Below are 14,953 nucleotides of genomic sequence, written 5' to 3' on the forward strand. Positions count from 1 at the left end.
GCGCAGCCGAAGCATGGCAAAATCACCCCATGAGCAATGTCACCAATCTCAACCAGTTCCGCAAAGCCAAGGCCCGTGCCGGAAAGCGCGCACAGGCGGATGCCAATGCGGTGAAATTCGGGCGCAGCAAAGCCGAGCGCGCCCGTGACGAGGCCAGCGAAAGCGCCGCCTCGCGCCATCTGGATGGCCACAAGATCACACCGCCCAAGGCGGACCCCACCCCATGAGCCGCCCGCGCAAGCATTCGCTGACCCTGGGCCGACACCGCACATCGGTGACGCTGGAAGAAGAGTTCTGGCAGGCATTCCGCGACATTGCGCGCGACAGGGATCAGGGGATCAACGCGCTGGCCGCCGAGATTGATGTGGCCCGTGGCATGGAGATGGGGCTGGCCACCGCCATCCGGCTGTTCGTGCTGCGTCATTACCGTGCGCAGGCGGAGAACGCTGGGCCGAAGGCGGCTCCGGCCTCAGAGGGCTAGGCCGCCATGCCGCACGGCCTCCTCGCAGGCGGCCGCGAGGCTTTTGCGATTGGCCTGATCCCTGACGCGCAGCGCCGGATGGAAATCCAGCACGACCCGCCCGCCACGTTTTGCCACCAGCACTTTGCGCAGATGCGGCCCCAAGGGCATATCGCCCCACCAGCCATAAAACCGCGGATCTTCCCCCTCGGGGGCGATATAGCGCAGGGTCACGGGCTGAACCCACATGCGCTCTTTCAGATCCTCGGTAAAGAACGCCTGAAAAAGCGTTGATTTAAAAGGAAGAATTCGTTGTGTGTCGGTGGAAGTGCCTTCTGGGAAAAACAGTAGGCGATGGCCCGCGCGGATACGGTCTTCAAAAAGCTGCGCCTGCTGGGCCGCCTCGCGACGGTCGCGGCGGATAAAGACGGTGCCTGCCGCCCGCGCCAGTCCGCCAATGCCCGGCCAGCCCGCCACCTCGGCCTTTGCCACAAAGAACACATTCACCGCCGCATTCAGTGCCAGAATATCCAGCCATGATCCGTGATTGGCCACCACCGCGCCCGGATGGGTCATGGGCCGCCCTTCGACGTGATAGGCAATCCCCAGTATCGCCACCGCCGCCCGCGACACCAGACGCGGCACATGGGCTGACCAGCGCCTGTCGCGCCTGCCGCAGAGCCGCTCCGCCGCAGAAACCAGCCCCAGCACAAGCAGACCGGTCGCAAGGCACAGGCCCAAAGCCAGCAGCCGCCCGACCAGACGCCAGCGGTCTCCGGCCCGCGCGGGCGGCAATGCGGGCGGCGGTCCGCCCTCCCATGTCGGAGACGGCGGGCTCATAGAGGCGCCCTGCGGGTATAGAAGCTACGATGTTTCCCGCTCATGGCTTTGGTATCCATCATCACCAGCACATCGGTCGTATTGAACGCATGATCCACAAACGCCCCCTCGCCGACATAGCCGCCAAGCTTGAGATAGGATTTGATCAGATTGGGCATGGCCGTCATGGCCTGCCGCCGGTCAAGCGCGTCGGGCGGGACCAGATTCATAGGCTGGAAAGCCCGCTCCTGCGCCCGTGCCCGTAATCCGGCGGGCGCAAGGTGATGATGGTGCAACCACGCCAGAGGCATCCTGAGCGCCGCGATATCGGTGCCATGAAAAGACGCCACACCGAACAGGATCTCGATCCCATGCGTGAGCACATATTCCGCCAGACCGTTCCACAGCAGAAACATGGCCGCCCCCCCGCGGTGATCGGGATGCACGCAGGAGCGCCCCAGCTCCAGCATCGGCCGCCCCAAAGCCCTGAGCGGCGTCAGGTCGTATTCGGCATCGCAATAATAGCGCCCGAACGCCTCTGCCCGCTCCGACCGCAGCAGCCGGTAGACCCCCACCACATGCGCCAGACTGGCCGGATCCCTCTCGGGGTCCACCAAAAGCAAATGATCGTAAACGGGGTCGAAAGCATCGCATTCCAGCTGGCGGGCATGGTCCACCATCTCGCCCCCGCCCCCCAATTCGGTTACAAAGACCTGATAGCGTAGTCGTTGCGAAGCAAGAAGATCCTCCTGACTGGCCGCAAGACGGATCTCTAAACGACTGGTTTCCATCATGTTTTCTTCCGGTCACTTCTCAGAAGGGTCACGCCTTGCGCCTGTTGTGGCGAGCCACCCGCCAAAAGGCAAGTCCGGCAAGGACGGCTGGCAAAGAAAGAATACCCAAGCGGCCCCCTTTCACGTTAACCTTTCATCAACTTTAATCTTCAATAACGAGAGTCAAAGCAATGAAGCGCCCGTCAATCACCTGTTTACCCGCTTCGCGGAAATTGACAGTGATCTTGTCGCCTATGCGCGATTGCACCTGACCCACACCCCATTCCGGCGCTTTCGGGTTCCGGACCAACATCCCCGGCTCAAGGAATTCGTTCATGACTGCCCTGTCTTCTCCGTTGCTTCCCTCTGACGCCAGCGCCGAACCTTCCGAGGCCGATCTTGTGGCCCTTGTCGGGTCGCGCCTGTGTCATGACCTTATCAGCCCTTTGGGCGCAATCAGCAATGGGGTAGAATTGCTGGCCATGTCGGGCGGCGCGATGAGTCCGGAAATGCAACTGATCGCCGAAAGCGTCAGTGCTGCGAATGCGCGCGTGAAATTCTTCCGTGTGGCCTTCGGGCAGGCCAATACCGAACAGCGCGTCAGCCAGAACGAAATCCGCAGCCTTCTGTCCGAGATGTCAGCGACCGGACGCACGAAATTCGACTGGCAGGTTGACGGGGACCAACCGCGCCATCTGGTCAAAATGGCCTATCTGGCGATTCTGTGTATGGAAACCGCGCTGCCCTTCGGCGGGCGTCTGGTGATTACCGAACATAATGGCGAATGGCATCTGGTTGCGGAAACGCGGCGCACCAAACCCGATGACGCGCTCTGGCAGGCGCTTGCGGGCCACGCTCCGGCAGATCTGCGCCCTGCGCAGGTGCAGTTCATCCTGCTGCCGCGCGAAGCCGAGACATATGGCCGCCATATCGACTGGCAGATCAACGAGACCGGAGCACGGATGAGCTTCTGATCAGCCGCCCGAGCTACAGGGCGAGCTACAGGGCCGTGCCGTGCCGCGGCCCTGCGCAAACCACGTTCCCTGCCGCATTGGTGCCGGATCACGGCCTGTGAGGATCCACACCATATTGGACACCGCGCCGCAATCCCGCGCCTCCTGCCGGTTCAGCACCTCCTCCACCCGCGCCGGATCGCCCGACAGGATCAGGTCGATATGGTGATCCACAGTCACCTGCTGCGTCACGGGACGCATCTGGTAGAGGCTGTGCAAAAACGCCTGCAGAAAGATCCGCCGCTCGGGGTCCGCCTTCATTCGTGCGAAAGCCGCCTCCGAGATCGCAAACCTGAAGATCTTGTCGACATGCCCCGACGCCACGGGCAGTTCATAGACCAACCCTTCGGGACCGATTTCCACGATCCCGTCCCATAGATGGTCGAAGCGATATATCTCTCTCATGTCACCTGCCCGCAAGCGCGGCCTCCGGCTGCCGGTTCAGCACCGTAGGCGAGTGCTGCCATAAAAAAGGGGGGCATATCCGGCCGCACGATACCTGCCCCGTGCGACCCGCCTGCCCCGTGCGAGCCGAATGGCGCGGCGCATCCGTCGGGCGTTCTCCGATACCTGCCGTTTTCCCGGGGCAACCCCTTTGCCTAGGCGCGGATCGTGCCGTCGCCCGTCACAAGATACTTGAACGAGGTCAGCTGTTCGGCCCCCACAGGCCCGCGCGCATGCATCTTGCCGGTGGCAATCCCGATCTCGGCCCCCATCCCGAATTCGCCACCATCGGCAAACTGGGTCGAGGCATTATGCATCAGGATCGCGCTATCGAGCCGCTGGAAAAAGCGCGCGACGGGGGCCGGATCCTCGGCGATGATGGCCTCGGTATGGTTCGAGCCGTAGCGGCGGATATGGGCAATCGCGCCATCCACCCCGTCCACGATTTTCGCGGCGCAGATCATGTCAAGGAACTCGCGCCCGTAATCGTCATCGGCGGCTTCCACCACCCCCTCGGTCGCCAGAAGATCTCCCTGCCCACGCACTTCCACGCCTTTGGCCAGAAGATCGCGGATCAACACATCGCCATGTTTTGCCCAGAAACCCTGATCGATCAGCAGACATTCCATCGCGCCGCAGATACCGGTGCGGCGGGTCTTGGCATTGAGGACCACACGGCGGGCTTTCTCCAGATCAGCGCTGCCATCGACATAGATGTGGCAGATGCCCTCCAGATGCGCAAAAACCGGCACGCGCGCCTCGCGTTGCACCAGCCCCACCAGCCCCTTGCCGCCGCGCGGCACGATCACGTCGATATACTCGACCGCCTGCAGCATGGCGGCCACGGCGTCACGGTCGCGGGTGGGCACAAGCTGGATCGCGGCTTCGGGCAGGCCCGCGGCCTTCAGCCCCTCGACCAGACAGGCATGGATCGCGCGCGAGGAATGGAAGCTTTCGGACCCGCCACGCAAAATCACGGCATTGCCGGATTTGAGGCAGAGCGCGCCCGCATCGGCCGTCACATTGGGGCGCGATTCATAGATGACCCCGATCACCCCCAGAGGCGTGCGCACGCGCTGGATATGCAACCCTGTGGGGCGGTCCCATTCGGTGATCACGGCGCCCACAGGATCGTCCTGCGCGGCAATGGTGCGCAGGCCCTTGCAGATCCCCTCGATCCCCGCCTCGTCCAGCTTGAGGCGGTCCATCATGGCCGGCGTCAGACCTTTGGCCGCGCCATAGGCCAGATCCTCGGCATTGGCCGCGATGATCTCGGCGCGGCGTGCCCAGACAGTATCGGCGGCGGCTTCAAGGGCTTGGGTCTTCTGAGGCGCTGGTGCGAAGGCCAGCTCTCTTGCGGCCTCACGGGCAGCGGCACCGAGGGTGTCGATCAGCTGCTTTGCATCCAACGCATCTTTCATCCGTCTACTCCTTTTGTGACACTCCGCATATAGCGGCCCGTCCGGTGCAAAAGAAGCCTAAAACGACAAAGGCACCCCGAAGGGTGCCTGATGACGGGAAGATGGTGGCGCGGTTGACGGGGCTCGAACCCGCGACCCTCGGCGTGACAGGCCGATACTCTAACCAACTGAGCTACAACCGCACAGCATCTCCAAACTCCAATTCCGAAACAGTGGCGCGGTTGACGGGGCTCGAACCCGCGACCCTCGGCGTGACAGGCCGATACTCTAACCAACTGAGCTACAACCGCGCATATGTTTCGGCTTTGGGCGACCTGAGTGAGGATGATGGCGCGGTTGACGGGGCTCGAACCCGCGACCCTCGGCGTGACAGGCCGATACTCTAACCAACTGAGCTACAACCGCTCTCATCCTCTCCGGCATCGCCCGGAGCGTGGGGTGGGTAATACGGGCCAGTATCGCGCCCGTCAAGCACGGTTTCGCATTCTTTTCAAAAAAACACGAAATCCCCGCCGCGCGCCATTGGAAACCTTTGAAAACAACGCGTGTTCAAGGCGTTGCCGCCCCTTCATGCGGGCCAGCGCGGCACTGACCCTGCGGGAATCAGAAGAGATTTCCGCCAGAAATCCGTTCGGTGCCCGCCCCCTTCATAACCGGATCACTCCGGCAGCGGGATAAACTCGTCGCGATCCGTCGGCGGCAGGCGGAATCGCCCATGCATCCAGTCGCCCGCCCGCCAAGCCTCTTTGGCGGCCTCGATCCGTTCTTTCGAGGAGGCCACGAAATTCCACCAGATATAGCGCGGACCTTCCAGCGTCGCGCCCCCCAGCACCATAAGCCGCGCGCCCTGCGTCCCCGCCCGCAGCGAGATCCGGTCGCCGGGACGGAAAATCAGCATCCGCCCCGCCTCATAGGTCGCATCGCCCACGCGCACCTGCCCGCGCAGCACATAGACGCCGCGATCCTCGTGATTGTCGGGCAAGGGCAAGGCCGCCCCTGCGGCAAGCTCGGCATCGGCGTAAAACAGTTCCGACGGCATCTTCAGCGGCGCTTTCGCGCCCCAAGCCTCGCCCAGCACCAGCGTCACTCTCTTGCCTTCGGCCTCCAGCTCGGGCAGCGTCCCCGCCTCCGAATGCACGAATTCCGGCGCGTGATCCTCTGCATCCTTGGGAAGCGCGACCCAGGTCTGGATGCCGAACATCGTATCTCCGGTCACACGCAGGTCTTCATCTGTGCGTTCGGAATGGGTGATCCCGTGGCCCGCATTCATCCAGTTCACCGCACCGGGGGTAATCCACTGATCGGTCCCGAGGGAATCGCGATGATGCAGCCGCCCCTGCAGCAGATAGGTGACCGTGCCCAGACCGATATGCGGGTGCGGACGGATATCCACCCCCTTCTGCCCCGACAGGAATTCGACCGGCCCGATCTCGTCAAAGAAGATGAACGGTCCCACCATCTGCCGCTTGGCCGAAGGCAGCGCGCGCCGCACCTCGAAAGACCCAAGATCACGCGCCCGTGGCACGATCTCCATATCGACCAGATCCACGGCATCGCCAATCGGGATATCGGCATCGAGAATCGGGTTCCAGCTCATCTTGGCGCTCCATCATGGCATCATTTGCTGGGGAGAAATGTGGCAGCTTCGGGGGCAAATGAAACAGGCACAGGCGCGCAGACCCTGTGCAGGGGCCGCAGGGCGCCGCAACGGCGCGGGGCTGCGCCTTTCAACCAGCCCAGCCGTCCAGCCAGCCCGCTCTTTTAGCCAATACGACTTTAGCCAACACGACGGGCGTGAAACAGGATCTGCCCGCGCGGCAGCTTCTTCGGGTCCTCGCGCAGCGACCAGCCGGTGTCGCGGGCCATACCGTGAACGGTCCCGGCCCGCATGTCATGGGGAGCACGCGCCGCATGGGTCACCACCCCGTCCCGCTGACGATAGGGCAGCTCCGCCTCTATCTCGTCGGGGCGCAGAAATACCGTGAACATGAACAGTTCGAGCTGCGGGAGCCGCTGCAGATTGCGCAGGCATATGGCCAGATTTTCGGGCGGCAGATGCGGAAACACCCCGAAGGCGATCGCATGGGTGATGCGTTCGGGGATATCCGGAAATTCGAAACCGCTATCCTCGACCAGCTGCGCAGGGTCCAGACGCGCCGGATCGGCCAGTTCACGCCCATGCCCGACCAGCATCAGCGCGCGTGAGGCATCCGTTGCCCAGTAATGGCCGGGGTCGAGATACTCGACCACCTTGCAGCCCAGACGCAGCGGCCCCGCCCCGATATCCAGCAGGTGGTGATGCGGCAGCACTCCGGCCTCTTCGATAATCTCCATCTGCCGCTCGCCGGTCTCTTCCCAGCGCCCGCCGACGATATCGCGATGCATGCCTTTGGCCAGCATATCCGCGTAAAAGCCGGGGCGGGTATAGGGCGCGTGGGAATAGGACATTCGCTCTCTCGCAGAAAGGCGCGGCAAGGCGCGGGACAGTCAGGACATCCGGCGGACCATGCCGGAGGGCAGCGCCGTCTCATAACGGGGCATTCCCAAGCCGGCAAGCCCCTTCCCCGTTGGCGCGCGGCCTGCATGAAGCCCGCCCTCTCGCGACCGGTGCGGGATCGGCTGTGCGGTGCTAGACTGCCCTCCGGTCGCGGAAAATCTCGATGGTGGGCACGCGCTCGACAAGATAGGCCCCATCGGCCTTCTGGATAACCTTCGTGCCGTCTTCGAGCGTGTATTTGACCGGACCGCCCACACAGAGATCTCGGCCAGAGGGCAATGTCCGCATCACGCGCGCCCGCCATGCCTGAACCGTGTAGCGGTTCCCCGAGGCATCAAGACAAACAAATGTATATGCAACCTGCATGATGGCGCAGCTCCCTCCGAGACGCACAATATGGCATGCCCATTCTGTTCCAGAACCGGCAATAAAGATGCATATACAAAACATCAATCAAATAAATTGGCGCATTCAATCCAATTATTGATTTATATATTTCATCTGTATATTATAAGCGGGTAACGTGTTTTGCATAACGAGTATCGGGTGCGGCCCAGACCGCGCCTGCCCTTACCTTGTTTTCCTGCAAGATCTGACGGCTGATCTCCGGAAGGCCCATTCCGCAGCCGCTCTGCTTGCAGGCCATCAGGACCGGCTCCGAAACCTGGCACCAGCAAGGCCGCGCCAGGTTTCGGGGGGCTTGTGAAATCGACCAATGTCGCGATTGAAAGATCGCCGACCCCGGCCCATATTGATGATGTAACGAGTTTCGGGCGCGGGGTTCACACCGTCGTAACAGCCCCGCGCCCATTCACCCCCCTTCCTGACATCGCCTGATACACGGCCTGCCTACGGCCAAGCCCCTGTCTTGTGACAGGCGCCCCTTGTCGCAGGGGAAGGCTTTGCATCTTGCGGCGGACCGGAAGCAGGTATACCAATCGACCTACCTTCAAGGAGGTCGCCGCGTGATGCCCCACCCCCGAACCGGACACACCGCCCATGACCGCCTCCTGCAGGCGGCGATGGAGCTCTTTTACAGTCACGGCATCAACGGCACGGGGATCGACGCGATCATCACCCGCGCAGGCGTCGCAAAGAAAAGCCTCTACAACAACTTCGCCTCGAAAGCGGATCTTGTCGGCCAGTATATCGAGGCCCGCCACGCCGAATGGCTGGCCCTTTACGATCGGCGACTGGCGCAGGCCGTAGATCCGCGCGCGCGGGTTCTGGCCGTGTTCGAGGCCTATCAGGATCATGCCGAACAGGCCTATGAGCGCGGTTTTCGCGGCTGCGGATTGCTGAATGCCGCCGCCGAACTGGAGGCTGGCGACCCTGCACGGGACGCCGTGCGCCGCCATAAAGAACAGGTCGAAGCCATTCTGGCGCAGCATCTTCAGGCCATGCTGCCCGAAACGCCGGATCGGGCCGCCGCACTGACCGCCCATATCGCCTTTCTGCTGGAGGGCGCGATGATGCGGGCAGGCCTTGAAGGCAACAATGCGCAGATGATACGCGCCAAGGCCCTGATCACCGACCTGCTGGAGAGGCTGTGAGATGAGCGCAAGCTATGGCAAGGGCGTCGCGGCCATTCTCTTTGCGGCCTGTGTCTGGGGCACCACCGGCACCGCTGCAACCTTCGCCCCCGATGTCAGCGCCGCCGCAATCGGCGCGGCCGCAATGGGGATCGGCGGCATTGCACAAGCCCTTCTGGCCGTGCGCGGGATCAACCGCGCCGCCCCCGCCCTCTGGGCAGACCGGACCCTGCTTGTGGCAGGCGCTCTGGCGGTGGCCATCTATCCGCTGGCCTTTTACGGCGCGATGCGGCTTGCCGGTGTCACAGTGGGCACGGTGGTCACGATCGGCTCGGCCCCGCTGCTCTCCGCGCTGATCGAATATGCGTTCGACAAAACACGGCTGAGCCTGCGCTGGGGCATCAGCGCCGCGGTCGGATTGCTCGGCATGACGTTGATTTGTCTGGCAGAGCAACTGCCCGATACCCCGCTGGACAAAGGACATGACACAATCATCGGCATCCTGCTGGGCATCTTGGGGGGGCTGACTTACGGACTTTATGCCTGGAGCGCACGTCGTATGATGCTGCGGGGGCTGCCCTCCTCTGTCGCGATGGGTGCCACGTTCGGCTTGGGCGGGGTGCTTCTGATGCCGGTCCTTCTGGGCACGGGCGGCGCGTTTCTTATGTCTTGGTCGAATGCCGCTGTAGGGCTTTATATGGCCGCCGTGCCCATGTTTCTGGGCTATCTCTGCTTCGGCTACGGCCTCGCCCATGTCGAGGCCAGCACAGCCACGACCATCACCCTCCTCGAACCCGTCATCGCCGCCATTCTGGCCATTCTCGTCGTCGGCGAACACCTCCCTCCCTTGGGCTGGGTCGGCGTGGCACTGGTGGTGGGATGCCTCACCCTTCTCACCCTGCCACCCGGTTCCGCAGATCGAAAAGCAGAGCCACCCCCATCGTAAGCGCCCCGAATAAAGAGCATCCTCAACCCAAAGGCGTCCTTTGTGTCTGTCGGGGACCAGACGCGAAATGAGAAGCGAGCAAGGCCCAGCCCGCCTGCCCGCCGAGATCCGGCGCGCCTGTGAACTTGGCCAGAAGATGGCTTGGACCTGTGGAGTGCGGATCAACCTGTCTGACGGAACGCCTCCCCCCTGACATGCACGACAAGCACATGGACGCTGCAGTGCGGGGCAAGCGTCCGGGATGGGCTGGATATTTCGGGACGCGCGTCCAGACCATCGAGAAAACCTATGGGCATCACAGCCCGATGCACCAAGAATCGGCGGCCGCGGCAATGGATAAACGCGCCTAAATCGCGAATAACCGCACCATTTCCGCACCGAGCGAATAAGGCAAAAATCATAAGTGATTGAATTTATGGCGCACCCAAGAGGATTCGAACCTCTGGCCTCTGCCTTCGGAGGGCAGCGCTCTATCCAGCTGAGCTATGGGTGCGTGCTGTCGTCCGTATATCCGAGCCGGAAGACCTTCGCAACGGGCAAATCACCCTGCCCGCTGCATTAAATCGCCTCACCCCAGAAGATCGTGGCAAAGCTCAAGGGCCGAAACAAGCGCATCGGCCTCGGCTTTGGTGTTATACATCGCAAAGGACGCGCGCGCCGTCGCCGTGACCCCCAGATGCTGCATCAGCGGCATGGCACAATGGCTGCCCGCCCGCACAGCCACGCCGCGCTTGTCGAGAATCGTCGACATATCATGCGGATGGGCCGGACCGTTCAACGTCATCGAGAAAATGGCACCGCCCTCGGGGGGCACGCCTTGCAGGTTGAGCCAGTTCAACCCCTGCAGCTTCTCGGCGGTGTAGCGGCGCAGATCCTGCTCATGCGCCTCGATCGTCTTCATGCCGATCGACATCAGGTAGTCCAGCGCGACACCCAGCCCGTATTGCTGCACGATCCCCGGCGTCCCGGCCTCGAATTTCATCGGCGGTGCGTGATAGGTCACCGTATCGCGGGTCACCGTGTCGATCATGTCGCCTCCGCCAAGGAAGGGACGCATCTCGGCCTGACGGTCCTTCGCAATCCAGATCGCGCCAGACCCCGAGGGCCCGTAAAGCTTGTGCCCCGTGATCGCGTAGAAATCGCAGCCGATCGCCGCCACATCCACCGGCATATGCACCGCCGCCTGCGAGCCGTCGACCAGCACCGGCACGCCCTTCTCGCGCGCGCCTTTCGAAATGGCCGCCACATCGACCAGCGTGCCCAGCACATTCGACATATGGGTGACGGCAATCAGCTTGGTGCGCGGCCCCACGGCCTCCAGCACTTTCTCGGCAGGCAGCGAACCATCGGGTTCCGGCTCGACCCATTTCAGCACCACGCCCTGACGTTCGCGCAGGAAATGCCACGGCACGATATTGGCGTGATGTTCCAGAACCGACAGCACGATCTCGTCGCCCGCCTGAAGGCGCGGGGCGGCCCATGCATAAGAGACCAGATTGATCCCCTCGGTCGAGCCGGTGGTAAAGATGATCTCGTGCTCGTCAGGCGCGTTCAGGAAGCGGGCAATGATGCCACGAACGCCCTCGTATTTCTCGGTCGAAAGATTGGAAAGCGTATGCAAGCCACGGTGGACATTGGCATAGTCCTCCTCATACATCCGCGTCATCGCATCGATCACCACCCGCGGCTTCTGCGCCGAGGCACCGTTATCGAGATAGACCAGCGGTTTGCCGTTCACTTCACGCGACAGGATCGGAAAATCGGCGCGGATGGTTTGAACATCGAACATGGGAGCCCCCCTGACGGGATATAGAACAGATGGAACGGGCCCCAGCGGGACCCGTCCGGAACGATTTGGCTTATGGCGAGGGCGACGGCATGACCCCCAGCAGCATCAGGACCAGACCGGTCGCGAAGGCCGAGGCAAAGAACGTGACAATCGTGCCGATCGCAACCACAGCAAGGTTGCGGAACCCGTGCAAAGCCGCCACGAAATTGACGATGAAATAGAACATCAGCGTCAGCAGGATAACGGTTGTGGCCCCGAGGCCGGAGGGCAGGATCATGATCAGCGCAAGCTGCACCACCTGCAGGATGACCATGACAAATTCGGCCCATGTCATCAGCAAAAGCGCATCGCGGAAAGCACCGTGGCCATTGCCCATCCGCCCGACAAAGGTCATGGCCCCTGCCGCATAGATCAGGATCGCGGCCTGAATCAGGATCATCGGAATGGGGTTCAGGCTCAGCCGCTCGGTATCGGGGACCATTGTGCTGGCCAGCACCTGACCGAACAGGCCAAGACAGGCGGACAGCACCACCACAACCGCCAGCCCCAGCCAGCGCGCCTGCGTTGGCGGGTTCCAGTCAATCAGCGCCCGTGCGACGGATTGCGGCTGGGTAATCGTGCCTAAAATTGCCTGTCTGAAAGTAAACTGTTCCAAGATCATCCCCGCTTTGCGGTGGTCTCGAAGAAGGCGACGCGCATTCCCGAGATCCAGAATATGACGAACACGAGAAAGGTCGCGACCCCCACCATATTCGCCTGATGCCCTACGCCAATAAAGCCAGAGACCAGCCCGCGCAAGAGCAGCAGCGGCGAGGCCGCCAACAGCGCCCAGAAGAGCGCGATCCGTGCGCCATATCCGCTGCCCTTCCCGCCCAGAAGCTTTGCCACCCCCCTGGCGATCAGCGCCACCAGATAGAAAAGCGGCACGGCCACCAACAGCCCCAGCGCCTGTCCCAACATCAGGGCAGGCAAAGGGGTAGCGGGGTTTTCAAAGGCAAACCGGGACAGTCCCGGCCATTGCGCGATGTAAACCAGCACCAGCGCCGACAGCAGAAAGGTCAGCGCCCGAGGTTCGGACGGCGCGTGCGACAGGTGATCGCGCACCACCTGACGGGGTGCGCGATAGCTGCGAAGGATATCCGAAAGAGCCGACATCCGACAGGCTCAGGAGCGGTGACGGGCCAGCCAGCCCTCAAGACGCGACAGCACGTCTTCGCGCAGGGCCTCGTCCTCGATCTCCTCGACCGCATCGGCCACGAAGCTCAGGACCAGCAGATTGACCGCAACCGCCTTCGGCACGCCGCGCGAGCGCAGGTAGAAGAGCGCGGTCTCGTCAATCGCACCGGTGGTCGAGCCATGCGAACAGGCCACGTCATCGGCATAGATCTCAAGCTCGGGCTTGGCGAGGAACTGGCTGTCCTCGTCCAGAAGAAGCGACTGGCTGATCTGGTAGCCATCGGTCTTCTGCGCGCCCTCTTTCACCAGGATCTTGCCCTGGAAAATGCCATGCGCGCCGTTTTTCAGCACTTTCTTGAAGACCTGACGGCTTTCGCCGCGCAGAGCGCCATGCGTGATGAAGACGGTATCATCATGGTGGAACGGACCTTTGTGACCGTCGCCCAAAGCGGCCCCCGCCACATGTGCCACAGCATCGTCGCCCACCATATCGATCACGCATTCATTGCGCGTCAGCTGCCCGTTCGAGGTCATGGTGAAAGACTTGAAAAGCCCCTCTTCGGCCACGCGGGTGAAGATATGGGTATTGGCCAGACGCTCCTGCGAACGGCCCTGAATGCGCAGATGGTGGAACTTCGCGCCCTTGGCCACATCGACCTCGGTCACAATATTGAAACGCGCGCCCGCAGGACCGCTTTCCAGCAAGGTGATCTCGGAGCCTTCTTCCAGCTTGACGACATGGTGCAGCATCACGTCGGAGCCGTCATCCTCGTGCAGGTAGTCGATATGCACGGGTTTCGCCGCCTGCCCCGTGACCCTGATCAGCAGCCCGTCCTTGGCCGCAGCGGTATTGAGCGCGGCATAGGGACGGTCGACCGGCTTCTGGCCATCGGCTTCCAGCTTGCCATAAAGCGACTGCGCCCAATGGATATCGGCGGCATCCGCCTCGGCCAGACGCGAGATCTCGACACCGGCATTGATCAGGTCGTCCGACAGATCCTCGTTGAAGACGCCATCGACAAAGACCAGACGCACGCGCTCGAACGTGTCGAAATTCGCGGGCTCGTCCTTGGGGTTGAACAGCGCGGCTTTCGGTGCCTCCGGCGCGTTCAGCCCCGTCGGGTTGGTCCAGCGCCAGTATTCATCACGACGGCCCGGCAGGCCCATCGCGGTCAGCCGTTGCAGCGCATCGGCACGGGCGGCTGCGGTGAACCCGCCTTCGGGCAGATCCAGCGCGGCCAAGCGGGCGGTCAAGGCTTCGGCCTTGAGCGCCTGATTGCGGAGTTTTGCGCTTGCCATCAGGCCATCACCTCGCTGATCCCGTGTTCTTTCAGCAGGTCGGAATAGCCGTTCTTCTCGACTTCCAGTGCCAGCTCGGGGCCACCGGTCTTGATGATACGGCCTGCCGCCATGATATGCACGACATCGGGTTTGATATGGTCCAGCAGGCGCTGGTAGTGGGTGATCACAAGGAAGGATCGGCCTTCCGAGCGCAGCGCATTCACGCCGTCCGACACCAGTTTCATAGCGTCCACATCCAGCCCCGAGTCGGTCTCGTCGAGGATGCACATCTTCGGTTCCAGCATCGCCATCTGCAGGATCTCGTTGCGCTTTTTCTCACCGCCCGAGAAGCCCACATTGACCGGACGCTTCAGCATCTCGGCGTCGATCTTCAGCGATTTCGCCTTCTCGCGCACGATCTTCAGGAATTCGCCTGCGGAATATTCTTCCTCGCCGCGCGCTTTACGCTGGGCGTTCACGGCCGTGCGCAGGAAGGTCATATTGCCCACGCCCGGGATCTCGACCGGATACTGGAATGCAAGGAACAGACCTTCGGCGGCGCGCTCTTCGGGCTCCTGCTCCAGCAGGTTCTCGCCATCAAGCGTGGCCGAGCCTTCGGTCACGGCATAGCCATCACGGCCCGAAAGCACATAGGACAGCGTCGATTTCCCCGAACCGTTCGGCCCCATGATCGCATGGACCTTGCCGGTTTCGATGGTCAGATTCACACCCTTGAGGATCTTCTTGCCACCCTCTTCGAGTTCTGCGTGCAGGTTTTTGATCTCTAGCATAGTCTTTTTCC

At 62.4% G+C, this 14,953-nt stretch carries 18 protein-coding genes and 4 tRNA genes; 5 read left to right on the plus strand and 17 right to left on the minus strand.

Going from position 1 to position 14,953, the window contains the following annotated elements; all coding sequences use genetic code 11:
• The first annotated feature begins 29 nt into the window (after positions 1–29).
• Together WDB86_RS04210 and WDB86_RS04215 are read left to right on the plus strand one after the other, a co-directional pair.
• A complete protein-coding gene (locus WDB86_RS04210) occupies positions 30–227 on the plus strand; it encodes a DUF4169 family protein (RefSeq protein WP_339107189.1) in 198 nt (65 codons plus the stop codon).
• Entirely contained in the window at positions 224–481 is a 258-nt protein-coding gene (locus tag WDB86_RS04215) for a ribbon-helix-helix domain-containing protein (RefSeq protein WP_339107188.1), read from the plus strand. Before WDB86_RS04210 ends, WDB86_RS04215 begins: the two co-directional genes overlap by 4 nt.
• On the opposite strand, the gene WDB86_RS04220 is transcribed toward WDB86_RS04215, so the two are convergent.
• The 3 genes from WDB86_RS04220 to WDB86_RS04230 form a co-directional block, all read right to left on the minus strand.
• The gene (locus tag WDB86_RS04220; protein WP_406736711.1) at positions 470–1,300 is read right to left on the minus strand and encodes a lysophospholipid acyltransferase family protein; all 831 of its coding nucleotides are present in this window, start codon (positions 1,298–1,300) and stop codon (positions 470–472) included. The genes WDB86_RS04215 and WDB86_RS04220 overlap by 12 nt on opposite strands.
• Positions 1,297–2,073: a GNAT family N-acetyltransferase gene (locus tag WDB86_RS04225; RefSeq protein WP_406736712.1), complete on the minus strand. Its 777-nt coding sequence runs from the start codon at positions 2,071–2,073 to the stop codon at positions 1,297–1,299. The genes WDB86_RS04220 and WDB86_RS04225 overlap by 4 nt, the downstream gene beginning before the upstream one ends.
• A gap of 142 nt (positions 2,074–2,215) precedes the next feature.
• The gene (locus tag WDB86_RS04230; protein WP_339107186.1) at positions 2,216–2,389 is read right to left on the minus strand and encodes a DUF3553 domain-containing protein; all 174 of its coding nucleotides are present in this window, start codon (positions 2,387–2,389) and stop codon (positions 2,216–2,218) included.
• On the opposite strand from WDB86_RS04230, the gene WDB86_RS04235 reads away from it, so the two are divergent.
• A complete protein-coding gene (locus WDB86_RS04235) occupies positions 2,388–3,026 on the plus strand; it encodes a histidine phosphotransferase family protein (RefSeq protein WP_406736713.1) in 639 nt (212 codons plus the stop codon). The genes WDB86_RS04230 and WDB86_RS04235 overlap by 2 nt on opposite strands.
• On the opposite strand, the gene WDB86_RS04240 is transcribed toward WDB86_RS04235, so the two are convergent.
• From WDB86_RS04240 to WDB86_RS04275, 8 genes are all read right to left on the minus strand, one after another.
• Positions 3,027–3,470, minus strand: a complete 444-nt coding sequence (locus WDB86_RS04240; RefSeq protein ID WP_406736714.1) for a hypothetical protein — start codon at positions 3,468–3,470, stop codon at positions 3,027–3,029.
• Positions 3,471–3,664: 194 nt separating this feature from the next.
• Positions 3,665–4,930, minus strand: coding sequence for a glutamate-5-semialdehyde dehydrogenase (locus WDB86_RS04245; protein WP_406720656.1), 1,266 nt, complete (start codon positions 4,928–4,930; stop codon positions 3,665–3,667).
• 105 nt (positions 4,931–5,035) lie between these two features.
• Positions 5,036–5,112: transfer RNA gene (locus tag WDB86_RS04250), tRNA-Asp, on the minus strand.
• Positions 5,113–5,143: 31 nt separating this feature from the next.
• Positions 5,144–5,220 (minus strand) — tRNA-Asp (locus WDB86_RS04255).
• 38 nt (positions 5,221–5,258) lie between these two features.
• A tRNA-Asp gene (locus tag WDB86_RS04260) sits at positions 5,259–5,335 on the minus strand.
• Positions 5,336–5,588: 253 nt separating this feature from the next.
• Complete coding sequence (locus WDB86_RS04265) at positions 5,589–6,527, minus strand: pirin family protein (RefSeq protein WP_339107182.1); 939 nt, start codon at positions 6,525–6,527, stop codon at positions 5,589–5,591.
• Positions 6,528–6,706: 179 nt separating this feature from the next.
• A complete protein-coding gene (locus WDB86_RS04270; protein ID WP_406736715.1) occupies positions 6,707–7,378 on the minus strand; it encodes a class I SAM-dependent methyltransferase in 672 nt (223 codons plus the stop codon).
• A gap of 181 nt (positions 7,379–7,559) precedes the next feature.
• Positions 7,560–7,793 (minus strand): hypothetical protein, encoded by a 234-nt coding sequence (locus tag WDB86_RS04275; protein ID WP_406736716.1) that lies wholly within the window; start codon positions 7,791–7,793, stop codon positions 7,560–7,562.
• Positions 7,794–8,395: 602 nt separating this feature from the next.
• On the opposite strand from WDB86_RS04275, the gene WDB86_RS04280 reads away from it, so the two are divergent.
• A complete protein-coding gene (locus tag WDB86_RS04280) occupies positions 8,396–8,980 on the plus strand; it encodes a TetR/AcrR family transcriptional regulator (protein ID WP_406736717.1) in 585 nt (194 codons plus the stop codon).
• A gap of 1 nt (position 8,981) precedes the next feature.
• The gene (locus WDB86_RS04285) at positions 8,982–9,905 is read left to right on the plus strand and encodes a DMT family transporter (RefSeq protein WP_406736718.1); all 924 of its coding nucleotides are present in this window, start codon (positions 8,982–8,984) and stop codon (positions 9,903–9,905) included.
• 416 nt (positions 9,906–10,321) lie between these two features.
• Here WDB86_RS04285 and WDB86_RS04290 read toward each other — a convergent pair.
• The 6 genes from WDB86_RS04290 to sufC all read right to left on the minus strand — a co-directional run bounded on the left by WDB86_RS04290 (position 10,322) and on the right by sufC (position 14,942).
• Positions 10,322–10,398, minus strand: a tRNA-Arg gene (locus WDB86_RS04290).
• Between the two features lie 75 nt (positions 10,399–10,473).
• The gene (locus WDB86_RS04295) at positions 10,474–11,694 is read right to left on the minus strand and encodes a cysteine desulfurase (RefSeq protein ID WP_406736719.1); all 1,221 of its coding nucleotides are present in this window, start codon (positions 11,692–11,694) and stop codon (positions 10,474–10,476) included.
• Between the two features lie 70 nt (positions 11,695–11,764).
• Positions 11,765–12,349, minus strand: a complete 585-nt coding sequence (locus tag WDB86_RS04300; protein ID WP_339107176.1) for a YIP1 family protein — start codon at positions 12,347–12,349, stop codon at positions 11,765–11,767.
• A gap of 2 nt (positions 12,350–12,351) precedes the next feature.
• A complete protein-coding gene (locus WDB86_RS04305) occupies positions 12,352–12,849 on the minus strand; it encodes a YIP1 family protein (protein ID WP_339107175.1) in 498 nt (165 codons plus the stop codon).
• Between the two features lie 9 nt (positions 12,850–12,858).
• Positions 12,859–14,169, minus strand: coding sequence for a SufD family Fe-S cluster assembly protein (locus WDB86_RS04310; protein WP_339107174.1), 1,311 nt, complete (start codon positions 14,167–14,169; stop codon positions 12,859–12,861).
• Positions 14,169–14,942 (minus strand): Fe-S cluster assembly ATPase SufC, encoded by a 774-nt coding sequence (gene sufC / locus WDB86_RS04315; protein ID WP_339107173.1) that lies wholly within the window; start codon positions 14,940–14,942, stop codon positions 14,169–14,171. Before sufC ends, WDB86_RS04310 begins: the two co-directional genes overlap by 1 nt.
• Positions 14,943–14,953 lie beyond the last annotated feature (11 nt).

The sequence above is a fragment of the Thioclava sp. GXIMD4215 genome (assembly GCF_045291555.1).
GTDB classification, from domain to species: Bacteria; Pseudomonadota; Alphaproteobacteria; order Rhodobacterales; family Rhodobacteraceae; genus Thioclava; species Thioclava litoralis.